Raw genomic sequence first — 24,925 nt, 5'->3', positions numbered from 1 at the left:
AGCAGGCTCACTCCTACAGGTGTTCGGTGTCCGCCGCAGAGATGTCGCATCCGGTATAGAGCCTTGCGTCGATGTCAGGTACGGTTTAGTCCCCCCGACGCGAAACAAGGATCGATTCATGACGTTCTCATTTTCCCGCTCCCTGCTGGCCGCCAGCCTCGGCCTGTCCCTCGCCTTCAGCGCTGCCAGCGCCCTCGCCGAACCGCACAAGCAAGTACTGGCCGACGCCGAACAGTATCAGCCTGAAGCCCTGAAGCTGCTGGAACGCTTGGTCAATATCGACTCCGGTTCCGGTTACGAACCCGGCCTGAAACAAGTCAGTGAGATCGCCATCGACGAGTTGAAAAAACTCGGCGCGACCATCGAGTTGGTGCCCAATACCCCGGAAAAATCCAACCACGTATTGGCCACCTTCAAGGGCACCGGCAAGGCGAAAATCCTCCTGATGGCGCACATGGACACGGTGTTCAAGGAAGGCTCCGCCGCCGAGCGCCCGTTCCGCATCAAGGACGGCCGCGCCTACGGGCCAGGGGTGATGGACGACAAGGGCGGCATCGTCGCCGGGATCTACGCGCTGAAGATTCTGAAAAACCTCGACTTCAAGGACTACGCGCAAATCACTTTCCTGCTCGACGCCAGCGAAGAAACCGGCTCGGACGTCGCCACCGACCTGATCAAGAAAACCGCCAAGGATCACGACGTGACCCTCAACCTTGAACCGGGTCGTCCGGCCGATGGCCTGGTGGTGTGGCGCAAGGGCAGCGCGACGGCGCTGGTCGAGGTCAAAGGGAAAGCGGCACATGCCGGAGTCGCGCCGGAACTGGGGCGTAACGCGGCGATGGAAGCTGCACACCAGATTCTGCAACTGGGCAAACTCGGCGATGAGGCGAAGAAAACCACGATCAATTTCACCGTGCTCCAGGCCGGTGATCGTACCAACGTGATTCCCGACCACGCCACGGCCAAGGCTGACGTGCGTGCGGCAGTGCCGGAAGAGTTCGACCGGATCGAGAAAGACCTCGCCCGCGTCTCGCAGGACAAGCTGATCGCGGAAACCGAAGTGACCACCAGCCTCAAACGCGGTTTGCCGCCGATGCCGCAGACGGCAGAGTCGGATCGCTTGATGGCAATGGCGCAGGGGATTTATGGCGAGATCGGCCGTAAGTTGACCGAGGAGGGCAGCGGTGGCGCGGCGGATGCCAGCCTGTCAGCCGGAGTCGGCACGCCGACGCTGGATGGGTTCGGAATTGTCGGCGGCAATATTCACACGCCGGAGGAATACGCCGAAGTGGCGAGCGTGGCGCCGCGGATTTATCTGTTGTCGAGAATGATCATGGAGCTGGCCAAGCGCTGACAGGCGGTGGAAACCCGTCCGGTCTGGCGGTGTTGCGACTGACGCCTTCGCGAGCAAGCCCGCTCCCACAGTGGATCTTCAGTGAACACAACACACGTGTTCGACACAGATCCAATGTAGGAGAGGGCTTGCTCGCGATGGCGTCAGTCCGGCCGACGCATCACTGTTTGACACTCATGGTGCGCCAGGCCGGCAACAATCAGGCGGGTTGCGCGTTGTTCCAGAATTGTTTGATTTCGTGAATGTTGCCCACGTTGTAACGCGGCATGAAGCTGGCGCACGGAGACGCAGCCGTGGTCTTCACGGGAGTGGTGATGACGTTGGTGCCAGCATGCAGCAGTGGGGTTTGGTTCCAGTTATCGAGTGGCTTGTTCATACAGATTTCCTTTCTGATTGAGTGGGCAGAGAAGTCTGCTCACGTTGTAGCCGGGACAGCAGGCTTTCAAACAGCGCTGTCTCCTGCCGGGCGATACCGGGATAAGTCGGTATCAGGTTGTCGTCGAAGCACCAGGCTTCTTCGGTTTTGTTCTCCTGCCGAGGATGAATAAGCAAGCTCAGCGAGGCGGACATCGTTTCAGGTGGAAGCTGCTTGTGTACTTCGCTTAGTGGAAGCATGTGCAGCACCTCACCCGGAATAAGTTTAAGGACTCGTTCTTCGCCAAACTTCGGTTTTACGCCTGCCTGAAGTGGCGTTTGCTGGAGAATCTCTCGCGAAACGGTGGTGTAACCGTCACCGCTGTATCCCACGCAATAGAGCTCGAAGTCATGACTGTGGTTGAGGTCGTAGATGAAGGTTTCCCGCTCATCCCGTGACGTGGCAGGCGACCAGAAACCCAGGCGCACGGTGAACAGATCGTTGGAGTGCAGAACAAATGCATAAGCGCCGTAGAGTCTGTTTTTGGTACTGAAACCGTCCTGCTGGATCGTCGTATAAAGGTAGTCACTCACCAACGTACGGTTGCTGGCCAGTTGACGCAGGTCGTCAATGATCTTCGCGCTGTCCAGCTGCAGATCGTAGGTCGCCATACGCTCGACAAAAGTATTCAGTTTCATGCGGCTTCACACTGGTCGAGTAAATGGTTCAGGCGGCTGTTTTGCAGATTTCTCAACAGCGGTGCGCAATTCAACGCAGCCTGCGGATCGGTTCTGCTGATCACCTGAAAAGCCTTCCAGGCGACAGCGGGGTGGTAGTGATAAATCAATTCTTCAGCCACTTTGCAGGCGCCGGGGTCCTGGGCGGCTTCAAGCAGCTCAAGACTCACCAGAAAGCGTGCGGCGCTGTCGTCATGCGGGAACCAGGCGACTTTGCGCAATGATGCGGGGTCAAACACACCGATGTCGGCAGTTTTTTCAGGCAGATTGATGCTGCCAATGAAAGCCGGGTGCCCGTCGCCATTGGGGTTGCTGTCGAACAGGACCTTCGCGCCGTCCACGAACAGCGGATTATTGCCATCCACGATGACCCGCTCTGCAAGCGTCAGGCACTCACCTTCGAGCTGGTAAAGTTGAATGGGAAATGACTCCCCGTTGATTGCAAACAAAATGCTTTTGCCGGGGACGGAATAAAGTTGTTCCGGGGGCGTCGCCTTATCTGGAGTTTTCAGGCTGATGTTTCCATCGTTGTTGCAATATAAAGTCAGTGTTCCGGTGTGGATGTTTGTCGCTTTCAGGATCGCAGCGCGATGAAGCGAGTCTTGAGTGTCGGCTGTTGGGTTGATTAACTGTTTTGCCAGATTATGTATTTCGGCCCCCATGTTTGTTGTCTTGATGCGGGCGATCAATTGTGCAGGCGCCAAGTCTGGGTTGAGCAGGTTTTTTATCATGGGGGATCACTTTTATAGGCTGTCAAATAAACTGCAGAGAGTTACTTGAGCAGGCGCAAACATCTGGCTTTTTGGTTATGGGTAAATAGACGTCAATGGCTGAGTATTCTGCTCATTGACGTCTACGGCGACGCTATACGCCAAGCGGGCTAGCCTTGGACAGGCAGCTCGCGGATTTTCTTGATTTCGTGAATGTTGCCCACATTGAAACGCAGTCCGTCCCAGCCCGGGCAGTTGGCAGCGTGGGTGGATTTGGTCGGAGTATTGATAACTTTTGCTTCTGCGCGTAACAGGGGTGCATTTTCCCAGTTTTGAGTAACGGCGTTCATAAATATCCTTATTTTCTGGTTGTGCTTGATATAGGTTGGTTTTTTGATTTTGCTTTTTGGGTGTTAAACATTTTGCCTGTTTAACGGTTTGCGATTATAGGGAGGCGATATTTAATATCAACGCAGGAGTTGTTATTAAATATTGGTAGTTATTCTAAGGTGTGTATTGCCTGGCGGGCGCCGACGGCGATTGACCGAAGTATTCTGGTAGCCTGGCCGGTGACATTGCGTCTACCGGCCCTTTTGGAAGTTACCAGAGGGAGAGCGAGTTCCGAACAGGAATTATTCTTTCACACTCATATATTCCTTCGCCCAGAGAATGTACTCCTCAGGCTGGGTATAGGTGTGCGTCAGCTCGGTGGCGCTCAGGTCCGAGGCCTGAGTGAAGATCTGCCGCTGTTCGCGCAGGCTGTCGTAGGTGGCCTTGATCGCGGCGAAATACGCGCCATGGCCGTCGATGGTCACGCGTACGCCGAGTTCTGCCAGACGCTTGTCGTCACGCAGGGCCGGGTTACCGTAGGTGACCAGCATCAGCGGGACGGTCAGGTGCTCGGCAATCTGTTCCAGCTGATCGAAGTCCTGTACTCCGACCATGCAGATGCCGTCGGCGCCAGCGGCCTGGTACTGCCGGGTACGGCTGATGATTTCCTGGTTCGGCAGGATGCCGGCGTTGGTGCGGGCAATGATCGCCATTTCCGAATCGACACGAGCTTCCAGCGCTGCACGGATCTTGCCGACGCCTTCGGCAACCGAGATCAGGTCGGTGGACTTGCGCCCGAATTGTGCCGGCAGCAGGGTGTCTTCGATGGTCAGGGCGGCGACGCCGGCGCGTTCCAGTTCAACGATGGTGCGCATCACGTTGAGGGCGTTGCCGTAGCCGTGGTCGGCGTCGGCGATCACCGGCAATTGGGCGACGCGGCCGATACGGGTGGCCTGTTCGGCGAACTCGCTGAGGGTGATCAGGGCGAAGTCGGGGGCGCCCAGCACCTGCAGCGAGGCCACGGAGCCGCCGAGGATCCCCACTTCAAAACCGAGGTCTGCGGCAATGCGCGCGGACATCGGGTCGAACACCGAGGCGGTGTGATAGCAGGTGTCGGAGGCCAGCAATTGACGGAAGTTACGGCGCAAATCTTGATGGGAAAGCCTGGTCATACGAGTTCCACCAATACAAAGGAATGGAACGGCTTGAGCAAAGGTGTCAACGCCGAAGAATGAAAAGGCTATCACGCGGATGGGTCAAGGTTCATGACGAATTTGCGAGGGAGGAGGGGATTCAGGCCGCGACCGCCTGTTGCTGTTGTCGGGGCAGCAGCACCGCGCGCACCGAATTGCCCGGTTGCAGCTGCAGACGCTTGGCGGTGAGGCGGTCGACCACCAGGGTATTGCCGACCTGACGGCCCGGAGCCACGGTGATGCGGCAGTTTTCCAGGCGTCGGTTGTGGATCAGCCACAGCGGCGCCTGATCGTCGGGTGTGCCGAGGGTCAACGTCAGTGCGAGGCTGTCGCGCACAGTACGGATGTTCGGAATCTCGGCTTCGATCACCGGGCCGCCGTCGAAGATATCGATGTAGCCCTTATGCACAAAACCTTCTTCGCGCAGGATCTTCAGCGCCGGTTCGGTGTTGGGGTGCGGTTGGCCGATGACCGCTTGCGCCTGTTCGGTGAGCAGGCAGGTGTACAGCGGCTGGCGCGGCATCAGTTCGGCGATGAACGATTTGTTGCCCAGGCCCGACAAGTGGTCGGCGTGGCTGAAGTCCATCTTGAAAAAGTGCCGGCCCAGGCTGTCCCAGAACGGCGAACAGCCGAGTTCATCGGCATTGCCGCGCAATTCGGCGATCATTTTCTCGCCAAACAGCTGCGGGAACTCAGCCACGAACAACAGGCGTCCGAGCGACAGCAACCGGCCATTACTGCCATGACGGTGCTCCGGATGCAGGAACAGCGAACACAGCTCGGACTGGCCAGTCAGTTCGTTATTGAGGAACAGTGTGGGAATCTGCCGCGAAATGCCGAGATCCGGCGCCGAACTCACGGTCAACCCGACGCGGTAGTTGTACCACGGCTCACGCAGGCCCACCGCCCCGGTCAGGGCGCTGACGCCAACCACGCGCAAGTCGTCGTCTTCGAGCACGAACAGATAATCGGCGTCGGCCCGTTCCACCTGCGCGGCGAACGCCCGCTGGGCCCAGCGCACCCGGTGGGCGAGGCGGTCTTCATTGGCCGGCAGGGTGGTGAACCCGGGGCCGGCCTGTCGAACCAGGGTCATCAGCGCTGGCAGGTCGCTGACTTTGACCGGACGGACGATCATGCGGTAACTCCTTGTACGCGCCTGTTCGGGCACTGTCGTTGGGTGTGCAGCCGGGCGTGGTTCACAGGGCGATCAGCCTGATCGTGCGGCCATCGGTGACATTCAGCGCCGCACACAGATCCGGCGTCAGGGACAGCGGTTGATCGGGCTGGCAATCCAGTTCGGCGACGATGGCCCGGAAGCCGTGCAGTGCGTCGTTACTCAAGAGGTAGCGGCCGCGGGCGTCGATTCGCGGCTGCTGGCGCACGCTGGCGGTCTGACTGTGGGCAATCGAACGGATGTTCGCGGTGCGCGCATACAGGGTCGGGCCGGCGTCGAACAGATCGATGTAGCTGTTGGTTTCAAAGCCTTCACGCTCAAGGATGTCGAAGGCTTCCTGGCCGTCCGGGTGAATCCGGCCGATGCACGCCTGGGCAGCCGGGGGCAGCATCGGCACGTAAATCGGGTATTGCGGCATCAGTTCGGCGAGAAACGAGCGGCTTTGCAGGCCACACAGGCGCTCGGCCTCGACATAGGGCAGATCAAAGAAATGCTTGCCCAGGGCGTCCCAGAACGGCGAGTGGCCGTTTTCGTCGCTGTAGCCGACGATTTCGGTGATCACCGCATCGGAGAAACGTTGGGCATGGGCGGCGATGAACAGCAGGCGCGCCCGCGACAGCAATTCGGAAAAGGCGCTGCGCACCAGCGCGTTATCGATGTGAAAGCCGCGAAGCAGAGTGTGGTCGTTGAGGTCGTGACACAGCGACAGCGCCGGCACGCCGTGCTCGATGTTCAATTCCCTCGAGGCACTGGTGAAGTGCCGGTTGCGCAGGCTGTAGAACGGCTCGTTGAAACCGGCAGTGGCGAGGATCTCCGAGCAGCCGACCAGCCGCCGAGTGTCGAGGTCTTCCAGCACGAAGAAGTAGTTCTCCGGGCCTTGCGCCTGAACGTCGCTGTCGAACGAGGCGCAGGAACCGGCGATTTTTTCGCGCAGGCGCTCGCTGTCGTCCGGCAGCGACGTGACGCCGACCAGACTGTCGCGGGCCAGTTGCTGCAATTGCGGCAGGTCGGTTGGCTCGACTGGGCGTAAGACCAGCATGGATGCACTCCTGTATCAAAGGGTTCGGTGATCCCCACCGAACCTGACTATCACTGTCGGTTGCCACGCTTTAAAGCGGCGGTCGCCTGATTTGTTGTCAGACGCCGCCCTTTTTCTTGTCAGCCATTGCTCGGGTCAGGCAGCGCGGTGCTGGCGCCGAGCTTGTTCAGGAAGAAAAGGTACACCAGGCCCAAAGCGATCCAGATCAGCCCGAGCTTCTGCGCATCGACGCCCATGTTGTACATGATGGCGGCGACGATGATGAAACCGATCACCGGGCAGATCAGATGGCGTACGACCTGACCCGACTTCTGCCGACGCCAGTAGTAGTTGATTACCGTCAGGTGCAGCAGCATGAAACCGCTAAGGGCACCGAAGTTGACCAGCGAGGTCAGGGTGTCGACCGAATTGATGAACAGGTAGCAGATCACCAGCGACAGCACCGCCACCAGATAAATGCTCAGGTACGGGGTGTTGTGTTTCGGGTGCACCTTGGCCAGCACTTTCGGCAACTTGCCGTCGCGGGCCATGCCGAACAGCAGGCGCGACACGGCGGCTTGCGAGGTGATCGCCACCGCGACGCCCCAGGCGAGTGCGGTCGCCACGCCGGTCAGCGTCGCCAGCCAGCTGCCGGCAGCGATTTCGGCAATTTCATAGAACGCGGTGTCGGCGGACTTGAAACCCATGCCGGCAGCCAGATCGGTGGCGATCCAGGTCTGTACGACGAAAATCGCGCCCATCACCACCAAGGTGATCAGCGCCGCTTTGCCGACGCTTTTGCCCGGGTCGCCTTTGATTTCTTCGGCGAGGGTCGAGATCGCATCGAAGCCGAGGAACGACAGCACTGCAATCGACACCGCTTGCATCAGCAGGGCGAAGTTGAAGGTTTCCGCGTGATACAACGGCGCCAGGGTCAGCTCGCCGTTGCCACCACCGTTGTGCAGGGCGTTCCAGGCGTAGAACAGGAAAATCCCCAGCACCACCAGCTGTGCCAGCAGGAAGATGATGTTCATCCGTGCGGTGAAAGTGATGCCGCGCAGGTTGACGAAGGTGGCGCTGACCAGGAACGCCAGGATGAAGCCGACTTTCGGAATGTCCGGGTACAGATGGTTCAGGGCCATCGCCGCATAGACGTACAGCAGCGGTGGAATCAGCAGATAGTCGAGCAGCATCAGCCAGCCGGCGATGAAACCGACGTGTTGATTGAGGCCGCGTTGCGCGTAGGAATATACCGAACCTGCAATCGGAAACGCCCGCGCCATGCTGCCGTAGCTCAGCGCGGTGAACAGCATTGCCACCATGCCGATGATGTAGGCCAGCGGCACCATCCCGGGCGCCTCGGCATTGACGTAGCCATACACGCCGAAGGGGGCGATGGGGATCATGAAAATCATCCCGTACACCACCAGGTCGGTCAGTGTCAGGCTACGTTTCAACTCCTGTTTGTAGCCGAACTCTTCTATTTCCATGAAGCGCAACTCCTTGTCAGCCTATCCAGCGTTTTTAGTTGTTATATCGGTCCATCGTTTACAGCATCAGCGGTTTTTACAGCATTCGTTACAGCCACGGCGCCAGGCGCTCGGCCCACAGTGACACGGCTTCGGGGCCGCGCAGCAGGTCGTTGCGCACCTCGATCAGCACCGACTCCAGCCCTCGTGCATCGCCGTGCACCGGTACCGTCATGTCGCCCAACGGATCAATCCGGTACGGCTGGTTGCCCGCAACTTTCAGCGGGTGCTGGCCGAGGCCGTCGATCAGCCGTTGCGCATAGGCGCTGGCCTGACCGAACAGCACACCGATTTCCAGCGGGCGCGGCTGGCCGTAATACACCGGGGTGAAACTGTGAATTCCTACCACCCGCACCGGCTGGCCCTGCGCGACGCGCTCGTCGATCAGGGTCTGCAGCCGGGCGTGAAACGGTTTGAACAGCTGCTGGCGCCGGTATTCGCGAGTGGCTTCATCCAGATCGCGGTTGCCGGGCACCTGATAGATCTCGCTCTGCGCCGGAATGCTGTCAGGGGCATGCCGGGGCCGATTGAGGTCGATCAGCAGCCGTGAATAGTTGGCGCTCAACAACGTCGCGCCGAGTTTTTCCGACAGCGCTTCTGCCAGTTGCAGTGCACCGATGTCCCAGGCGATGTGCTCGCGGGCGGCTGCATCGTCCAGGCCCAGATTGCTCAGGGCTTCGGGGATGTAGCGGCTGGCGTGCTCACACACCAGGATCAACGGATGCGAAGAATCTTCGCGGCTCAGGTTGTAGACCGGGCGGGTGTACAACCCCAGCTCGGCGGATTCAGTACAGGCGTGCATAGTGCTCACACAGGTCAGCGGGCGAGAGCTGTTCCGTCAGCGCCAGTTCCTCGGTTTTAAGGGCGTGGTAGGTGTCGAGCAACGGCTTGGGCAGCCATTGGTTGAAGGCTGCACTGTCACGCAGGCAATCCAGCGCCTGGGCCAGTGAGGCGGGCAGGGCAACAATGCCCCGGGCCTTGCGTTGCTCGTCGTTGAGTGAATCGGGAATCTCATCAGTGATCGCGTTCAGTGCCAGACGCTGTTCGATGCCCAGCCGTCCGGCAATCAGCAGCGCGCCCATCGCCAGGTGCGGCGAGGCGGTGGCGTCCATGGCGCGAAATTCCAGGTTGTACTGCGCCGCCACGGATTTGCCGCCCAGGCTCACGGTCGGGCAGATGCGCAGCGCCGCTTCACGGTTTTGCTGCCCCAGGCACGCGTAGGACGCGCTCCAGTGATGCGGTTGCAAACGCTCATACGACACCGGCGTCGGCGCGGTGAACGCACACAGCGCTGGCAGGTAATGCAGGATCCCGGCAGCCCAATGTTGGCCGAGGGTCGACAAACCGTTGCTGGTGCCGGCGTCGTACAGCATCGGCAGGCCTTGCAGATCGAGCAGGCTGACGTGCAGGTGCACGCCGTTGCACACCGCGTCGGCCTTGGTTTTCGGTGCGAAACTGACGTCGACGCCCATTTGCCGGGCGATTTCGCGGGTGATCTCGCGCACATTCACCGCGCGGTCCGCCGCTGCCACACCGCGAGTCGGGCGGCAGGTGATTTCGTATTGATGTTTGCCGTATTCGGGCAGGAACATTTCCGGTTCAACGCCGCCGGCGCGCAGGGCACTGAGCAGCCAGCCGCCGAATTCGGCGCCCTGACGCTGGGCTTCGAGGGAGAACGCCTGGTGTTCAGCGAAACCGGCATGCAGGTTGAATTCGTGTTCGAACGCCGCGTTGACCTGCAAGCCGAGTTCGTCGCGATAGCGCTCGATTTCATCGCGCAACAATGTGCGTGGGCAGGCGCTCCATGGGCGTCCATCGGTCTCGCGGATGTCGCCATGGATGAAGTCCAGCGCCGGCGCCGCGGCGTCTGGCCCGCTGCCGACGGTGACGCGACTGGCCAGGTCCGGAATCAGCCGCAAGTCGCCATAAGCGCCCCACGGGTTGGCCTGGGCGATGATGTCCTGCGGCGTCAGTGCGCTGTTGGCTGGCACCCAGCCGCAACCGGCGGCTTGATAGTGCTCCAGCTCGTCAGTGGGGAACGAACGGCCACGGGTAATGCCGATCAGGTCGGTGGTGACGATGGTGGTCATCGGCAACGGCGTCAGGCGCTCGCTCATGGTCGCAGCTCCTGCAACCGGCCGAGCACGGTTTGCGTGTCGGTGATCCAGCAGTAACCCTTGATCGCATTCAGGCAGGCGTCATGCCGCGCCGGGGTGTAGGTGGCGCAGGCGTCTTCGACCAGCGTCACCAGATAACCACGGTCGGCGGCGTCGCGCACCGCCATGTCGACGCACTGGTCAGTAACGATGCCGGCGATGATCAGGTGACGGGTCTCGAGGTTGCGCAGCACGTAATCGATGTTGGTCGAGTTGAACACCCCGGACGAGGTTTTCGGCAACACGATCTCGTTTTCCACCGGGGTCAGGTCGTCGATGATTCGCGCCTGCTCACTGCCCTTGGGCAGGTGCATGTCCGACAGCTTGTGGTCCAGCGAGCGGTCGCGGCCATCGGCGGTCAGGCTTTCGATAATGGTGTGCAGCACGTTCTGCCGCGCTTCGCGAAAGGCGCTGAGCAACCGGCGCTGGTTGGGCACCACCTGCATGTGGGTGCGGGTCAGGAAATATTCGGCGTCCGGCCCGTTCAGGTGCGGGTCGTACTGCGGTTCTAGCCAGGCGCGCTGCATGTCCACCAGTAACAATGAGGTGTGATCGGTGACAAACGGCAAGTCCCGCGGCGAGCGGTGGGGAAGGCTGAACATCCTTATTTATCCTCCAGCAGGTGGGTGTTGAACTCGTTGCGCATCGCGTCGATGCCTTCCAGGCGATCGGCCAGATCGGGGCTGCGCAGGGTCAGGCTGGCAATCAGCGCCTCGACCTGGGCCAGTGCCGGCACCATGGTGTCGAACGGCGAGGCCGATTCGACCGGGGCGCTGATGATCAGGTCGGCGAGTTCGCGCAGCGGTGATGCATAGATGTCGGTGAACAACACCACCCGGGCATTGCGGCTTTTTGCGGCGCTGGCCACGCGCAGAGCCTGGGTCTGGTAGCGGCGATAGTCGAACAACAGCACCACGTCCTGACGTTGCAGGTCGAACAAGCGGTCAGGCAGTTGCGCGTTGTCTTCCAGGGCAAAGCAGCCGGGGCGCAGCAGACGCAAGTGATTGAGCAGGTAGTTGGCCATCAGGCTGCTGAAACGCCCGCCGAAGCAGTAGATCTGGTGCCGCGTATCGAGCAGCCAGTCGAGCAGAATGCGCACGTCTTCAGGCTGGGTCAGGGCCTGGGTTTCCACCAGCAACCGCTGGCTGTCGGCCAGATAATGGCCCCAGGCATCGTCCTTGTTCAGGTGCGAGCGCGGTTGCAACAGGGTGCTTGGCGAACGCAGGCGGTGGTCCATGTCGCTGAGCAAGGCGTCCTGAAATTCGGCATAACCGCCGAATCCGAGCTTCTTCACCAGTCGCACAATGGTCGGATCGCTGACGCCGGCGTGTTCGGCCAGGCGCGCCATCGGACCGAGGCCGTTGCGTGGATACTGGTCGAGCAGGGCGCGAATCACTTTGCGCTCCGACGGCGTCAGCTCCAGGCCGGGATCGGTGATCAAGTCTCTAAGAGGGGGCATCCGGGCTCCTGCTGGATGAAGGGGTGTTGAATTCGTTTCACAATCCGTTAAAACAGTATTTATGTAACTCAGGTTACATGTCTAGTGAATTTTTAGCGGTAGCGATTCAGCGTTTAAATAACGTGAGAGGCCTGTGTCACAAGGGCTACACCGATGTCGTCGACCCTTGTAGTCCATTGCCCATTGATGTGTAAGACATTGCCGTTTTTGCACGCTCATCAGGCCGGGCGACCAGTTTGCGAGATCCCCCGAACCGCCCGGTTTGCGGCACAATTGCCGCAAGACCGGCGGTTTGCCGCCAATTCAACTGATGTTCAGCGAGTGCAACCCTGTGCAATCCACCCGTTTGACTTTGATTTGCCACGCTCGAACCGTCGCACAGAAATTGTCGCGTTTTCCTACGAACGAGCCTGTTGAAAATCAGCCACTGGCGCTCGGTGCGCTGGCAAAACAGTTTGGTAGCGCCACGCGTTTGCTGTGCGGGCCGGAATTGCGCACGCGGCAGACCGCCGAGGGATTCGGTGCAACGCCGCAAGTGGACGATGCGCTGCGTGATTGCGACTGGGGGCGCTGGCACGGGCAAGCGATCAAGGATCTGCAACTGAGTGAGGCCGAAGCCTTGCAAGCGTGGATCAGCGATCCGCAGGCAGCACCCCACGGCGGTGAGTCGGTGATGCAATTGGGCGAACGCGTGGCGGCGTGGCTGATCAGCCTGCAAGGTGCGCCGGGGCATGTCGTCGCCATCACTCATCCGTTCGTGGTGCGCGCCGCATTAATGCAGGTGGTGCAAGGCGCAGCGTTCAACGCGATTGATGTTGAACCGCTGTCAGTGGTCCAACTGCGATTCAACGGGATCTGGCGGCTACGCTTACCCGGTATCGAACTTGCGGGAGCACAGTGATGAAACGACTGCTGGTCATCGGCATCGGCGCCGGCAACCCCGACTACATCACCCTGCAGGCGGTGAAGGCGCTCAACCGGGTGGACGTGTTCTTTTTGATGGATAAAGGCCAGAGCAAAAACAAACTGATCGAGCTGCGCCGGGACATTTGTGAACGCTACATCACCGATCCGGCTTATCGATTCGTCGAAGCGCAAAGCCCGGAACGTGAACGCGGCGACGTGGACTACACCCGTGCGGTCGATGATCTGAACCGCGCCAAACAGCAAACCTTCGAGCGGTTGATCAATGAAGAATTGGCTGACGAGCAGTGCGGCGGTTTCCTCGTGTGGGGTGACCCGGCGCTGTACGACAGCACGATTCGCATTCTGCGGGCGATTCTGGCGTCAGGCCGCTGTGTTTTCGAGTTTGAAGTGATCCCAGGCATTAGCAGCGTTCAGGCTCTGGCCGCGCAACACAAGGTGCCGCTGAACACCATTGGCCGGCCGATCGAAATCACCACCGGCCGGCGCCTGGCGGCGGGGCAAGTGAGTGACACCGACAGTCTGGTGGTGATGCTCGATGCCGAGGACGCTTACCACAGCGTGGCGGATCAGCAGACCGAGATTTACTGGGGCGCTTACCTCGGCACGCCGGATGAGATTCTGATCAGCGGTAAGCTCAAGGATGTGGCGGATCTGATCGAGCGTATGCGCCAGGCGGCGCGGGCTAAGCATGGGTGGATCATGGATACCTATCTGTTGCGCAAGCCTTAGATTGTTGTTGTCTGGGCTGGCCCCTTCGCGAGCAGGCTCGCTCCCACAGGGGGCGCGTTTCAAATGTGGGAGCGAGCCTGCTCGCGAAAGCGGTCTATCAGTCACCTCAGGAAACCGCTTTGACCCCACGCCCAAACCGCTCCCGATACACCGACGGCGGCACCCCGACCACACTGCGAAATGCCACGCGAAAACTTTCCACCGAGCGGTAACCACAGCGCTGGGCGATCTGCTCGGTGTTGTGCGCGGTGCTCTCCAGCAGCTCCCGCGCCCGCGCCAGGCGTTCGTGCTGCAACCAGGCCTTGGGCGATTGCCCGCTGGCTTCGCTGAACCGCCGCAGAAACGTGCGCTCGCTCATCGCCGCTTCGCTGGCCAGATCGCGCACTTCCAGTGGTTGGTGCAGACGCTCGCGGGCCCACTGCATCACCCGCGACAGGTCATTGCGCGGTGTCGGGCTGACGGGCGTGGGGATGAACTGCGCCTGGCCGCCGGTGCGTTGCGGCGACATCACCAGCCGCCGCGCGACCGAATTGGCGACCTGAGTGCCGAAGTCCCGCGCCACCAGATGCAGGCACGCATCGATCCCGGCGGCGCTGCCCGCCGAGGTGATCAACTGGCCGGCGTCGACGTAGAGCACCTCCGGATCGACCGTAATCGCCGGAAAGCGCCGCGCCAGCTCATCGCTGTAGCGCCAGTGGGTGGTTGCGCTGTGGCCGTCGAGCAAGCCGCTGGCAGCCAGCACAAACACCCCGGAGCAGATCGATAGCAGCCGCGCACCCTGGGCGTGGGCCTGGCGCAAGGCTTCAAGCAGAGCCGATGGCACCGGGGCCTCGCGGTCACGCCAACCGGGAATGATGATGGTGCGCGCCTGCGCCAGCAGGTCCAGGCCACCATCGGCCAGTACGTGGATCCCGCCCATGGCGCGCATCGGCCCTTGGTCGACGGCAACGATGCGGTGCTCGTACCACGGGAAGTCGAACTCCGGCCGAGTCAGGCCGAAGATCTCCACGGCAATCCCGAACTCGAAGGTACAGAGGCCGTCGTAGGCCAGAATTGCGACCAATCCAGGTGAGTCAGGCATTTGGCGGAAAATTCCCGGTGAGTGTCTTGCGCGCCACTGTAGCGTCAAGTGCCGGCCCGATAAAGTCTGTTCACACCCCAACAGATACAGGAGCCACACAGCATGAGCAGCCTGGTTCGCGAAATTCCTGCCGCGCCGTCGGCGATCGCCTTGATGCACTTCAGTAACCGTCTGACCTTTGAAACCGATTGTTCCGACGTCTTCAGCAGCCAGGAGGCGGGGGAGGTCGATTTTGTGCTGGTCGATGTGCGCGGTCCGCAGGCGTACGAGCGCGGTCATGTGCCGGGCGCCATCAATATTCCGACCCGCTCGCTGACAGCCGAAGGCCTGGCGGACTACGCGACAAGCACACTGTTCGTGGTCTATTGCGCCGGCCCGCATTGCAACGGCGCCAACAAGGCCGCGGTGAAACTGGCAGCGTTGGGTTACCCGGTCAAGGAGATGATCGGCGGTGTGACCGGATGGCTGGACGAGGGCTTCAGCCTGAGTGTCGAACAGATCGCCAGAGCGCCGATTGGGTGCGAATGCTGACGCAATTTTCAGCCATTTCCTGAGCGAAATCAGAGTTTGTCCTACAGCCTTTGCACCATGTCGGCGCACCGTTGATCCCGGTCAACGCCTGCGCCGATTTTCTGTAAGTATTTGTCGCTTAAAAACAATTTACCCTGTGCGCGGCGCCATAGACTGCCGGCCACTTCGGTTTTTGCCGCTAAATGGCCATGACCGAACGCCAATCGAAAGCTGCCAATAAAAGCCTCCGCACACAGGAGTAATAAATGAAGAAGCTAGTGATGTTCGGTGCCCTGGCACTGTCGATGTTGTCCCTGACTGCTGTGGCCGAAGACGCCAAGCCGATCCGCCTCGGGATTGAAGCCGCTTACCCGCCATTCTCGATGAAAACCGCTGACGGCAAACTTGGCGGGTTCGACGTCGACATCGGTGATGCGCTGTGCAAGCAGATGGACGTCAAATGCGTGTGGGTCGAGCAGGAATTCGATGGCCTGATCCCGGCACTGAAAGTGAAGAAGATCGACGCGATCCTGTCCTCGATGACCATCACTGACGACCGCAAGAAGAACGTCGATTTCACCATCAAGTACTATCACACCCCGGCGCGCTTCGTAATGAAGGAAGGCTCCGGTGTCAAAGACCCGTTGACCGAGCTCAAGGGCAAGAAAGTCGGCGTGCTGCGCGCCAGCACCCACGACCGCTACGCCACCGACATGGCCAAGGACGCCGGGTTTGAAGTGGTGCGTTATGGCTCGCAACAGGAAGCCAACCTGGACATGAAATCCGGTCGTCTGGACGCGATGCTGGCCGACTCGGTCAACCTGAGCGACGGCTTCCTGAAAACCGACGCAGGCAAAGGCTTCGAATTCGTCGGCCCGACCTACGAAGACGCCAAGTATTTCGGCGGCGGTGCCGGCATTGCAGTGCGCAAGGGCGATACCGCGCTGGCCGAGAAATTCAACAAGGCCATCACCGAAATCCGCGCCAACGGCGAGTACAAGAAAGTCCAGGACAAGTACTTCGACTTTGACGTGTACGGCCATTAATACGCCGTAGAAAAAAGTGGTCCCGTGCAAGCGGTGGCCACTTTTTTTGTGCCCTGATTCAAATGAGAGCCTTGTAGGAGTGAGCCTGCTCGCGATAGCGGTTTAACATTCAGCCGCTTAGTGCCTGACGCACCGCTATCGCGAGCAGGCTCACTCCTACAAGGGTCTGCGTGATCCAGCCATTCAGGAGTTTTCTCATGCAACGCATCGACCATGTTCTGCCCTGGAGCCACCTGGGCAGCGAACGCTCCCTCAGCGTATTTCGTTACGGCGCGGGCAGCCGCAAGGTGTACATCCAGGCCAGCCTGCACGCCGACGAGCTGCCGGGCATGCGCACTGCGTGGGAACTCAAACAACGCCTTGCCGAACTGGAACAGCAAGGCCGCCTGCTAGGGGTGATCGAGCTGGTGCCGGTGGCCAACCCGATCGGCCTCGATCAGCACCTGCAAGGCAGCCACATGGGCCGCTTCGAACTGGGCAGCGGCAAGAATTTCAACCGCGCATTCGTCGAACTCAGCGCACCGGTCGCAGCGCGGATCGGCACGCGGCTGGGCAGCGATGCCGAGGCCAACATTGCGCTGGTCCGCCAGACCATGGGCCAGGTGCTCGATGAGCTGCCAGCGCCGGCTTCGCAACTTGAAGCGCTGCACCGATTGCTGCTGCGCCACGCCTGTGATGCCGATATCACCCTCGATCTGCATTGCGATTTCGATGCGGCGATCCACCTCTACGCGCTGCCGCAACACTGGCCGCGTTGGCAATCGCTGGCGGCTCGACTGAAGGCCGGGGTGGCGCTGCTGTGCGAAGACTCTGGCGGCAGTTCGTTCGACGAGTCGTGCTCGTCGCCGTGGTTGCGACTGGCGCAAGCGTTCCCGCACGCAGCGATTCCCCCGGCCAACCTTGCCACCACTCTGGAACTGGGCAGCATGGGCGACACCCGGGTCGATCAGGCCCAGGCCAACTGCGCAGCGATTCTCGGCTTTCTCGCCGAACAGGGATTCATCAGCGGCGAATGGCCGGCGGCGCCGCAAGAATGTTGCGAAGGCATGCCATTCGAAGGCACCCAATACCTGTTCGCCCCACACCATGGCGTGGTCAGCTTCCTGCGCAATGCCGGTGAATGGGTCGAGAAGGGTGATGCGCTGTTCGAAGTGGTGGACCCACTGAATGACCGCCTCAGCACCGTGTGCGCCGGCACCAGCGGGGTGTTGTTTGCGATTGATCGCGGACGGTATACCCAGCCGGGGATCTGGCAGGCCAAGGTGGCGGGGCGCGAACCGATTCGGGCGGGCAAGCTGATCAACGACTGATAGATCTGCAGCGAGCCCCTTCGCTCGCACTTTGGAATGCGTTCTCCTGTGGGAGCGAGCCTGCTCGCGAAGGGGCCATCGGCAACACCTTCAACATTTGGATCCTGACTGCAGAATGTTAGGCTGCCCCCGAACCCGACACTTCGTGAAGGAAGTCTTTATGTTGAAGGCGTTTGCCCTGTTAACCCTGCTGGCGTCCAGCGCCGTCCATGCGCAAACCACGCTGCAAAGCGACCTGCCACTGAAGTACATCGAACAGGTTCACCCCGACGCGGACACCCGGCCGCTGGTGATTTTTCTGCACGGTTACGGCAGTAACGAAGCCGATCTGATCGGCATGAAGTTTCAGCTCCCGGCGCAGTACAACTACCTGTCGGTGCAGGCGCCGCTGGCATTGGGCGAAGGGCGTTTCCAGTGGTTTCGCAAGAAAGGCGAAGGCGCCTACAACGGTGAGACCGATGATTTGCAGGCCAGCGGCCAGAAGCTGCGGGAATTTGTCGCGCAGGCGGCGAAGAAATATCACGCCAGCCCGGACAAGGTGTACCTGATCGGCTTCAGCCAGGGCGCGATGATGACGTACGAGGTGGGCTTGCGTCCGCCCGTGGCGGTCGGCGGCATCGCGGCGTTGAGCGGACGGTTGTTGCCGGTGTTGAAAACCGAGCTTGCGGCCGAGCAGCCACCGTTGCCGCTGCACATCTTCATCGGCCACGGCACCGCCGATGATCGGGTGCCGTACCGTGACGGCACCGAGGCCAATGCGCTGCTGCAAAAACTCGCCTACACCCCCGAGTTTCACGCCTATCCCGGCGTCGGCCACAGCATCAGTGCGGCCGAACTGCGGGACTTGAACGTCTGGCTGCAGCGGCTCAATCCTTGAGGATCACTTGTCCTTGAGGATGGCCTTCACCAACGCATCGTGACCGCTCTTGTCGCTGGCGCGGGAAATCACCTGGACCAGCGCCATGCGCTTGCCGGATGCGGCGAGCAGGGTGGTGTTGAGGGTCTGACCGCCACCCTGAGTGGCGGTGCTGTCGACCTGCCGCACACCGAGGCCGCTGCTTTTCTGGGTCAGACTCTTTTCGCTGAGCTTGTTGAAGTCCGGCAAAGCCTTGCGCTGGTCATCGATGAAACTCGCCAGGCTGCCGTCGAGAAATTCATTGTCGTTGTCCTTGACGCTGGCGCCACCGGCGATCTGGTTTTGCGCCGCGATGACCACGGTCTTGGTCGCCTGATTGGTGTACATCGTGCCATTGGCACCGGTCGGGCCGGCGGGCAGCGGGTCGGCGGTGAAGCCTTTGGGCAGGACGAAAGTGAACTTGCCGTCGAGCATCGACACACTGTTGGTCGGGGCTTTTTCCTTGGCCTTGGCCGCTTGGGCATTGATGGCGCCGAGGCCGGCGACCGCCGCCAGCAACAGGACGACGGCTTTCTTGCTGAGCAATGACATGTGAATCTCCGAGGGATGGTCGCGCCAGGTCGGCGATGATCCCACGGAGCATGCATGGCATTCCAGCGCGGTTTGTCAGGCGTTTGCGTCAGCCTCGGGGTTGCGCTTCTTCGCCGGGGCCGGTCGGGCCAGCAGTTTGCGGGTGACGCCGAGCATCGCCACCGACACCGCGACACCGGCGATGAAGCCGCCGAGGCCGAGGGTTGGCAGGGTCAGCGCTGACACCAGGCAAAACGCCGAAAACGAGTACATGCCGATCGCCGTCGCCCGCAGCAATGCAGCGGTAAACGCCGGGCCACGGGTCTGTTGCGAGAATACCGCCATCACGCTGCCGAGCACCGGGAACACCGCGAGCAAGCCGCTCCAGCGTTCGCCCACGGTGCTGGCGAGCATCGTTACCAGCAGCGTCAGCGCCGCCCCGGCAAGCATCCGCCAGATCAGTTTGTCCGACTTCGGTGCCGGGCCGTTCAGCACCGGTTGCACGTGGGGGAACAGGTACGGCGCCGCCAGCAGGGCCGTCGCCGCTGCCGCAACCGAAAACGTCAGCGACGGTGGAATCAGCGACAACACCAACGCCAGCAGCGTCCACACCGACAGGGAAACCGTCAGCGCCCACGGCCAGTTCGCTCGCTGCGCGACCTGCGCATAGGTGATGCAGAACGCGATCATGGCAAACATCGCCGACAGCGCTGCCACCGCCGATTGCGCGGCAAACTGCGGCCCCTGTTCAATGGCGAGGAAAAACAGAATCGGCCCGACCACCACCGGCAACCCCGACAACCACCCGGCCACGCTCGGCCCCCAACGCTTGCCGGCGAGGGAAATCAGCAGCAGAAAACCGGGGATCAGCAGCAGTTTGAGAATCAGCACGCGGGAGGCTCCGTCGGGTGAGAGAGGGCCACGTTAGCATTGCCACTCGCCGATTGCTGCATTGCTCTACAAAAATTGTATACAACATGCCGGGGTCGATCGCCGGCTATGCTCTGAGTATCAGGATTTACCGGAGTCGATGCCGCAATGAACAGAACGAAGGTGTTGCGTGGTTGCTGTGGCATCGGTTTGTGGGCCTTGTTGCTGACCCCGACCTGGGCCAATTGGCAGGACGCCGTGCCGGGCGCGCAGGTCATTGGCAGCGGAGATTTCAGTGTGTTCGGTTTCGACGTGTACAACGCCCGGATGTGGAGCGCTGCGCGGCCGTTGTCGACCGAGCAGCCGTTTGCCCTTGAGCTGATCTATCGGCGGCATGTCTCGCGCGATGATCTGGTGCAAGCCAGCGTCGATGAAATCAAACGCCTGGGCGGTGCAAATGTCAGCCCGGCGCAACTGGCCGTGTGGCAAGCGCAGATGCAACAGTCGTTTGTCGACGTGCAGGCCGGTACCCGGATTACTGGTGTGTACCTGCCGGGGCAGGGCGCACGGTTTTTTGTCGGGCAGCAGTTGCAGCATGAAATCGATGATCCGCAGTTTGCCCGGGCGTTTTTCAACATCTGGCTCGATCCGCGCACGCGCAATCCCGAGTTACGCGAGCAACTGTTGGGCATGAATCGATAACGTTCAGCGGATTGCAGCCTTCAAGGCGTCGGCTGAAACGTCTAAGCTGCACCTTTCGAACTTGTTTCTGGATGTGTGCGTGAAATTCAGCTTGCCCAAAATCGCCACCGCGCCGTTCTGCCCGCCCGAAGTCGCCGGCAGTGTGGAAGTCGATCCCCGCGCTTCGTTTTTCAAGCGCGCATTGCGCTTTGCCGGTCCCGGACTGCTGGTGTCGATCGGCTACATGGACCCGGGCAACTGGGCGACCGCCATCGAAGCCGGTTCGCGCTTTGGTTACAGCCTGCTGTTTGTGGTGTTGCTGGCGAGCCTGGCGGGCATGGTCGTGCAGTGCCTGTGCTCGCGTCTGGGTATCGCCACCGGACGCGATCTGGCGCAGCTGTCCCGCGAGCGCTACAGCACGCCAACCGCGCGCCTGCAATGGGTGCTGGCGGAAATCTCGATCATCGCCACCGACCTGGCCGAAGTGCTCGGTTGCGCACTGGCGTTTCACCTGTTGCTCGGCTGCTCACTGACCTTCGGCATTGCCCTGACCGCCTTCGACACGTTGCTGGTACTGGCCTTGCAAAACCGTGGCTTCCGCCGACTGGAAGCGATCATGCTGGTGCTGGTGGCGACCATCGGCGTGTGTTTCTTCGTCGAACTGGTACTGATCAAACCCTACTGGCCGGACGTATTCGCCGGGTTCAAGCCGTCGCTCTCGGCGCTCAGCGATGCCGCACCGTTGTACCTGGCGATTGGCATTCTCGGGGCGACGGTGATGCCGCATAACCTCTACCTGCATACCTCGATCGTGCAGACCCGGATGATCGGCACGGACCTGGCGAGCAAGCAGGACGCGGTGAACCTGGCGCGCATCGACACCATCGCTTCGCTGGCACTGGCGCTGCTGGTCAACGCGGCGATTCTGATTCTGGCGGCTGCGGCGTTCCATCAGTCCGGGCATACCGACGTGGTCGACATTCAGGACGCCTATCACCTGCTCGACCCGCTGGTGGGCGGTGCGCTGGCGAGTGTGCTGTTCGGGGTGGCGTTACTGGCCTCGGGGCAGAGCTCGACCTTCACCGGGACCATCGCCGGGCAGGTGATCATGGAAGGCTATCTGAACCTGCGGATTCCCTGCTGGCAGCGGCGCTTGATCACTCGCGGGCTGGCGCTGATTCCGGCGTTCATCGGCGTGTGGCTGATGGGTGACAACGCGGTGGGCAAGCTGCTGGTGTTGAGCCAGGTGGTGTTGAGTCTGCAATTGCCGTTTGCGCTGTACCCGTTGATCCGCATGACCAGTGACCAACAGCTGATGGGGCCGTTTGTGAACCGGCTGCCGACCCGGGTGCTGGCGTGGGGCTTGTTCGCGGTGATCAGTGGGGCGAATGCCTGGTTGATTCTGCAGATGGCGGTGTGACTGAGGGTTTTGTGGCGTATGAACTGGCCCCTTCGCGAGCAAGCCCGCTCCCACTTTGGAATGTATTCCCCTGTAGGAGTGAGCCTGCTCGCGATGGCATCAGAACATTCACTGCAGATTTCAATGGACAAAAAAAGACCCGGTGCAATGCAAGTCGCACCGGGTTTTTTGTTGCCAGCGAGCAGCGGATGTCGTGGATCCACCGCCCGCCGTTGAACTCGATGTTTAAGCGCGTTCCAGCGCCAGCGCTACACCTTGACCGCCGCCGATGCACAAGGTCGCCAGACCTTTTTTTGCATCACGTTTGATCATCTCGTGCAGCAGGGTCACCAGCACCCGGCAACCCGACGCACCGATCGGGTGACCGAGGGCGATGGCGCCGCCGTTGACGTTGACCTTGTCCAGATCCCATTGCAGATCCTTGGCTACCGCCAGCGATTGCGCGGCGAAAGCTTCGTTGGCTTCGATCAGGTCCAGTTGGCCGATGCTCCAGCCGGCCTTGTCCAGGCAACGGCGGGTGGCCGACACCGGGCCGATGCCCATGATCGCCGGGTCCACGCCCGCGTTCGCGTAGGCAGCGATTTTCGCCAGCACCGGCAAGCCCAATGCTTTGGCTTTTTCCGCGCTCATCAGGATCACCGCAGCGGCGCCGTCGTTCAGCGACGAAGCGTTGCCGGCGGTGACGCTGCCGTCCTTTTTGAACGCTGGACGCAGTTTCGCCAGCGATTGGGCGGTGGTGTCGCCACGCGGCTGTTCGTCGACCTTGAAGGCCACTGGATCGCCTTTGCGCTGCGGGATCAGGATCGGAGTGATCTCATCAACGAAACGCCCGGCTTCGATCGCGGCGGCAGCTTTTTGCTGCGACGCGGCAGCGAAGGCGTCCTGCTGCTCGCGGCTGATGTCGTACTTGTCGACCAGATTTTCCGCGGTGATACCCATGTGGTAGTCGTTGAACGCATCCCACAGGCCATCGCTGATCATGGTGTCGACGATTTGCGCATGGCCCATGCGCAGACCGGTGCGAGCGCCCGGCATGACATAGTTGGACAGGCTCATGTTCTCCTGACCACCGGCGATGATCACCTCGGCGTCGCCGCAGCGGATCGCTTGCGCGCCCAGATGCAGGGCCTTGAGGCCCGAACCGCAGACCTTGTTCAGGGTCATCGCCGGGACGGCGTGGGGCAGGCCAGCCTTGATCGCGGCTTGACGTGCCGGGTTCTGGCCGGCGCCGGCAGTCAGCACCTGGCCCATGATCACTTCATCGACCTGCGCACCGTCCAGACCGGTCTGCTCAAGCAGTTGGCGGATCACCGCAGCGCCCAGGTCAACGGCGGAAACGCTGGCCAGCGAACCCTGGAAACTGCCAATCGCGGTACGCGTGGCGGCAACAATTACGACGTCTTGCATTTTCGAATTCCTCACTGGGCAGCGAACTGCATTTCCGGTACGTGATCCGGGACGATCAGTTTACCAGCGGTTTTGGCGACGATTTCCTCGACGCTGACGCCAGGTGCGCGTTCCTTGAGGACAAAAGCGCCATTTTCGATTTCCAGATAGGCGAGGTCGGTCAGCACGCGTTTGATGCACCCGGCGCCGGTCAGCGGCAGGCTGCACTTGGACAGCAGTTTGGACTCACCGTCCTTGGAGGCGTGGGTCATGATCACGATGATGTTGTCGGCACCAGCCACCAGATCCATGGCGCCGCCCATGCCCTTGACCAGTTTGCCGGGAATCATCCACGAGGCGATGTTGCCTTCGACGTCCACTTCGAATGCACCCAGTACGGTCAGGTCGACATGGCCACCACGGATCATCGCGAAGGATTCGGCTGAGTTGAAGATCGACGCGCCGATCCGCGCGGTCACGGTCTGTTTGCCGGCGTTGATCATGTCGGCATCAATGGTTTCTTCGGTCGGAAACGGGCCCATGCCGAGCAGACCGTTTTCCGATTGCAGCATGACTTCCATGCCTTCGGGGATGTAGTTGGCGACCAGGGTCGGAATGCCGATGCCGAGGTTCACGTAGTAGCCGTCCTGCATTTCGCGGGCGACGCGCTGAGCCATTTGTTCGCGGGAAAGTGCCATGTTTTTATTCTCCGTCAGCCTGAATTATTTGCGGATGGTGCGCTGTTCGATGCGTTTTTCGAACGTGCCGCAAATGACCCGGTCGACGTAGATGCCCGGGGTGTGGATCTGCGACGGATCCAGCTCGCCGGGTTCGACGATTTCTTCGACTTCGACCACAGTGATCTTGCCGGCGGTGGCAGCCAGCGGGTTGAAGTTCTGCGCGGTGTGGCGGTAGATGACGTTACCGAAATGGTCGGCTTTCCAACCTTTGACGATGGCGAAATCGCCGGTGATGGATTCTTCCATCAGGTATTTGCGCCCTTTGAACTCACGCACTTCCTTGCCTTCGGCAACCGGGGTGCCGACGCCGGTGGCGGTAAAGAAAGCCGGAATGCCGGCGCCGCCTGCGCGCATTTTCTCGGCGAGGGTGCCTTGCGGGGTCAGGATGACTTCGACGTCGCCCTTGAGCAGTTGTTCTTCGAACAGTTTGTTTTCGCCGACGTAGGAGGCGATGACCTTGCTGATCTGGCGGTCGGTCAGCAGCACGCCGAGGCCGAAACCGTCGACGCCGCAGTTGTTGGAGACGACGGTGAGGTCGCGGGTGCCTTTGCGCTTGATTTCGGCGATCAGGTTTTCCGGGATGCCGCACAGGCCAAAGCCGCCGGCGATCACGGTCATGCCGTCTTCAAGGCCCGCCAGGGCTTCCTCATAGGAACTCACGCGCTTGTCGAAACCTGCCATATGCACCTCTTTTATTGTTTGTCGGGCGGCTGGCTAGCCGAATGACTGGAGTGTCTCGCTGGAGGATATATTTGTTAAGTTGATTTTTAAGGTCGATTGATTG

The 24,925-nt window shown here is 60.9% G+C and carries 27 protein-coding genes; 9 read left to right on the top strand and 18 right to left on the bottom strand.

Features of this window, described 5'->3' with window-relative positions:
* The first annotated feature begins 118 nt into the window (after positions 1–118).
* Positions 119–1,354: a M20/M25/M40 family metallo-hydrolase gene (locus tag AC1UK9_RS17420; RefSeq protein WP_482578118.1), complete on the top strand. Its 1,236-nt coding sequence runs from the start codon at positions 119–121 to the stop codon at positions 1,352–1,354.
* Positions 1,355–1,553: 199 nt separating this feature from the next.
* Here the strand turns inward: AC1UK9_RS17420 and AC1UK9_RS17415 are convergent, their stop codons facing one another.
* The 12 genes from AC1UK9_RS17415 to AC1UK9_RS17360 all read right to left on the bottom strand — a co-directional run bounded on the left by AC1UK9_RS17415 (position 1,554) and on the right by AC1UK9_RS17360 (position 12,015).
* On the bottom strand, positions 1,554–1,730 hold the full coding sequence (locus tag AC1UK9_RS17415) for a hypothetical protein (RefSeq protein WP_473012956.1): 177 nt from the start codon (positions 1,728–1,730) through the stop codon (positions 1,554–1,556).
* Positions 1,727–2,407, bottom strand: coding sequence for a transposase (locus AC1UK9_RS17410; RefSeq protein WP_482578117.1), 681 nt, complete (start codon positions 2,405–2,407; stop codon positions 1,727–1,729). The genes AC1UK9_RS17415 and AC1UK9_RS17410 overlap by 4 nt, the downstream gene beginning before the upstream one ends.
* The gene (locus AC1UK9_RS17405) at positions 2,404–3,177 is read right to left on the bottom strand and encodes a hypothetical protein (protein ID WP_482578116.1); all 774 of its coding nucleotides are present in this window, start codon (positions 3,175–3,177) and stop codon (positions 2,404–2,406) included. Before AC1UK9_RS17405 ends, AC1UK9_RS17410 begins: the two co-directional genes overlap by 4 nt.
* A gap of 149 nt (positions 3,178–3,326) precedes the next feature.
* A complete protein-coding gene (locus AC1UK9_RS17400; RefSeq protein WP_025111252.1) occupies positions 3,327–3,506 on the bottom strand; it encodes a hypothetical protein in 180 nt (59 codons plus the stop codon).
* A 282-nt stretch (positions 3,507–3,788) separates the two neighbouring features.
* Positions 3,789–4,658, bottom strand: coding sequence for an isocitrate lyase/PEP mutase family protein (locus tag AC1UK9_RS17395; protein WP_025111253.1), 870 nt, complete (start codon positions 4,656–4,658; stop codon positions 3,789–3,791).
* 121 nt (positions 4,659–4,779) lie between these two features.
* On the bottom strand, positions 4,780–5,814 hold the full coding sequence (astA, locus tag AC1UK9_RS17390; protein ID WP_025111254.1) for an arginine N-succinyltransferase: 1,035 nt from the start codon (positions 5,812–5,814) through the stop codon (positions 4,780–4,782).
* Between the two features lie 61 nt (positions 5,815–5,875).
* Entirely contained in the window at positions 5,876–6,892 is a 1,017-nt protein-coding gene (locus AC1UK9_RS17385) for an arginine N-succinyltransferase (protein ID WP_482578115.1), read from the bottom strand.
* A 119-nt stretch (positions 6,893–7,011) separates the two neighbouring features.
* Positions 7,012–8,361 carry an APC family permease gene (locus AC1UK9_RS17380; RefSeq protein WP_025111256.1) on the bottom strand — a complete coding sequence of 450 codons (1,350 nt, stop codon included), beginning with the start codon at positions 8,359–8,361 and terminating at the stop codon, positions 7,012–7,014.
* 88 nt (positions 8,362–8,449) lie between these two features.
* Positions 8,450–9,202, bottom strand: a complete 753-nt coding sequence (locus AC1UK9_RS17375) for an N-formylglutamate amidohydrolase (RefSeq protein ID WP_482578114.1) — start codon at positions 9,200–9,202, stop codon at positions 8,450–8,452.
* Complete coding sequence (locus AC1UK9_RS17370) at positions 9,186–10,517, bottom strand: type I glutamate--ammonia ligase (RefSeq protein ID WP_482578113.1); 1,332 nt, start codon at positions 10,515–10,517, stop codon at positions 9,186–9,188. The genes AC1UK9_RS17375 and AC1UK9_RS17370 overlap by 17 nt, the downstream gene beginning before the upstream one ends.
* Positions 10,514–11,158 carry a cysteine hydrolase family protein gene (locus tag AC1UK9_RS17365; protein ID WP_482578112.1) on the bottom strand — a complete coding sequence of 215 codons (645 nt, stop codon included), beginning with the start codon at positions 11,156–11,158 and terminating at the stop codon, positions 10,514–10,516. The genes AC1UK9_RS17370 and AC1UK9_RS17365 overlap by 4 nt, the downstream gene beginning before the upstream one ends.
* A gap of 2 nt (positions 11,159–11,160) precedes the next feature.
* Complete coding sequence (locus AC1UK9_RS17360) at positions 11,161–12,015, bottom strand: MurR/RpiR family transcriptional regulator (protein ID WP_025111260.1); 855 nt, start codon at positions 12,013–12,015, stop codon at positions 11,161–11,163.
* Positions 12,016–12,325: 310 nt separating this feature from the next.
* On the opposite strand from AC1UK9_RS17360, the gene AC1UK9_RS17355 reads away from it, so the two are divergent.
* Together AC1UK9_RS17355 and cobF are read left to right on the top strand one after the other, a co-directional pair.
* Positions 12,326–12,916: a histidine phosphatase family protein gene (locus AC1UK9_RS17355; RefSeq protein ID WP_482580487.1), complete on the top strand. Its 591-nt coding sequence runs from the start codon at positions 12,326–12,328 to the stop codon at positions 12,914–12,916.
* Complete coding sequence (gene cobF / locus AC1UK9_RS17350; RefSeq protein ID WP_025111262.1) at positions 12,916–13,671, top strand: precorrin-6A synthase (deacetylating); 756 nt, start codon at positions 12,916–12,918, stop codon at positions 13,669–13,671. Before AC1UK9_RS17355 ends, cobF begins: the two co-directional genes overlap by 1 nt.
* A 106-nt stretch (positions 13,672–13,777) precedes the next feature.
* On the opposite strand, the gene ftrA is transcribed toward cobF, so the two are convergent.
* On the bottom strand, positions 13,778–14,752 hold the full coding sequence (ftrA, locus tag AC1UK9_RS17345; protein ID WP_482578111.1) for a transcriptional regulator FtrA: 975 nt from the start codon (positions 14,750–14,752) through the stop codon (positions 13,778–13,780).
* A 102-nt stretch (positions 14,753–14,854) separates the two neighbouring features.
* Here ftrA and AC1UK9_RS17340 point away from each other — a divergent pair, with 102 nt between their 5' ends.
* From AC1UK9_RS17340 to AC1UK9_RS17325, 4 genes are all read left to right on the top strand, one after another.
* Entirely contained in the window at positions 14,855–15,283 is a 429-nt protein-coding gene (locus tag AC1UK9_RS17340; RefSeq protein WP_473012947.1) for a rhodanese-like domain-containing protein, read from the top strand.
* A gap of 245 nt (positions 15,284–15,528) precedes the next feature.
* Positions 15,529–16,308, top strand: coding sequence for an ABC transporter substrate-binding protein (locus AC1UK9_RS17335; RefSeq protein ID WP_025111265.1), 780 nt, complete (start codon positions 15,529–15,531; stop codon positions 16,306–16,308).
* Positions 16,309–16,505: 197 nt separating this feature from the next.
* The gene (locus AC1UK9_RS17330) at positions 16,506–17,618 is read left to right on the top strand and encodes a succinylglutamate desuccinylase/aspartoacylase family protein (RefSeq protein WP_482578110.1); all 1,113 of its coding nucleotides are present in this window, start codon (positions 16,506–16,508) and stop codon (positions 17,616–17,618) included.
* A gap of 160 nt (positions 17,619–17,778) precedes the next feature.
* Complete coding sequence (locus AC1UK9_RS17325) at positions 17,779–18,495, top strand: alpha/beta hydrolase (RefSeq protein WP_482578109.1); 717 nt, start codon at positions 17,779–17,781, stop codon at positions 18,493–18,495.
* A 3-nt stretch (positions 18,496–18,498) separates the two neighbouring features.
* Here AC1UK9_RS17325 and AC1UK9_RS17320 read toward each other — a convergent pair whose 3' ends face one another.
* Both AC1UK9_RS17320 and AC1UK9_RS17315 read right to left on the bottom strand, forming a co-directional pair.
* Positions 18,499–19,065 (bottom strand): DcrB/PsbP domain-containing protein, encoded by a 567-nt coding sequence (locus AC1UK9_RS17320; RefSeq protein ID WP_482578108.1) that lies wholly within the window; start codon positions 19,063–19,065, stop codon positions 18,499–18,501.
* Positions 19,066–19,140: 75 nt separating this feature from the next.
* Positions 19,141–19,935 (bottom strand): hypothetical protein, encoded by a 795-nt coding sequence (locus AC1UK9_RS17315; protein WP_025111269.1) that lies wholly within the window; start codon positions 19,933–19,935, stop codon positions 19,141–19,143.
* Between the two features lie 147 nt (positions 19,936–20,082).
* Here AC1UK9_RS17315 and AC1UK9_RS17310 point away from each other — a divergent pair, with 147 nt between their 5' ends.
* Both AC1UK9_RS17310 and AC1UK9_RS17305 read left to right on the top strand, forming a co-directional pair.
* Positions 20,083–20,616, top strand: coding sequence for a chalcone isomerase family protein (locus AC1UK9_RS17310; RefSeq protein ID WP_482578107.1), 534 nt, complete (start codon positions 20,083–20,085; stop codon positions 20,614–20,616).
* Positions 20,617–20,758: 142 nt separating this feature from the next.
* The gene (locus AC1UK9_RS17305) at positions 20,759–22,015 is read left to right on the top strand and encodes an Nramp family divalent metal transporter (RefSeq protein WP_482580486.1); all 1,257 of its coding nucleotides are present in this window, start codon (positions 20,759–20,761) and stop codon (positions 22,013–22,015) included.
* A gap of 225 nt (positions 22,016–22,240) precedes the next feature.
* Here the strand turns inward: AC1UK9_RS17305 and AC1UK9_RS17300 are convergent, their stop codons facing one another.
* From AC1UK9_RS17300 to AC1UK9_RS17290, 3 genes are read right to left on the bottom strand one after another with little or no spacing between them, the layout of a single operon-like run.
* A complete protein-coding gene (locus AC1UK9_RS17300; RefSeq protein ID WP_473012942.1) occupies positions 22,241–23,422 on the bottom strand; it encodes an acetyl-CoA C-acetyltransferase in 1,182 nt (393 codons plus the stop codon).
* An 11-nt stretch (positions 23,423–23,433) separates the two neighbouring features.
* A complete protein-coding gene (locus tag AC1UK9_RS17295) occupies positions 23,434–24,099 on the bottom strand; it encodes a CoA transferase subunit B (protein ID WP_025111273.1) in 666 nt (221 codons plus the stop codon).
* A gap of 24 nt (positions 24,100–24,123) precedes the next feature.
* Positions 24,124–24,822 (bottom strand): CoA transferase subunit A, encoded by a 699-nt coding sequence (locus AC1UK9_RS17290; RefSeq protein ID WP_482578106.1) that lies wholly within the window; start codon positions 24,820–24,822, stop codon positions 24,124–24,126.
* Positions 24,823–24,925: the final 103 nt, after the last annotated feature.

Source organism: Pseudomonas sp. AK-TSAG1-1, assembly GCF_056821665.1.
This window is presented reverse-complemented; position numbering and strand designations above follow the sequence as displayed.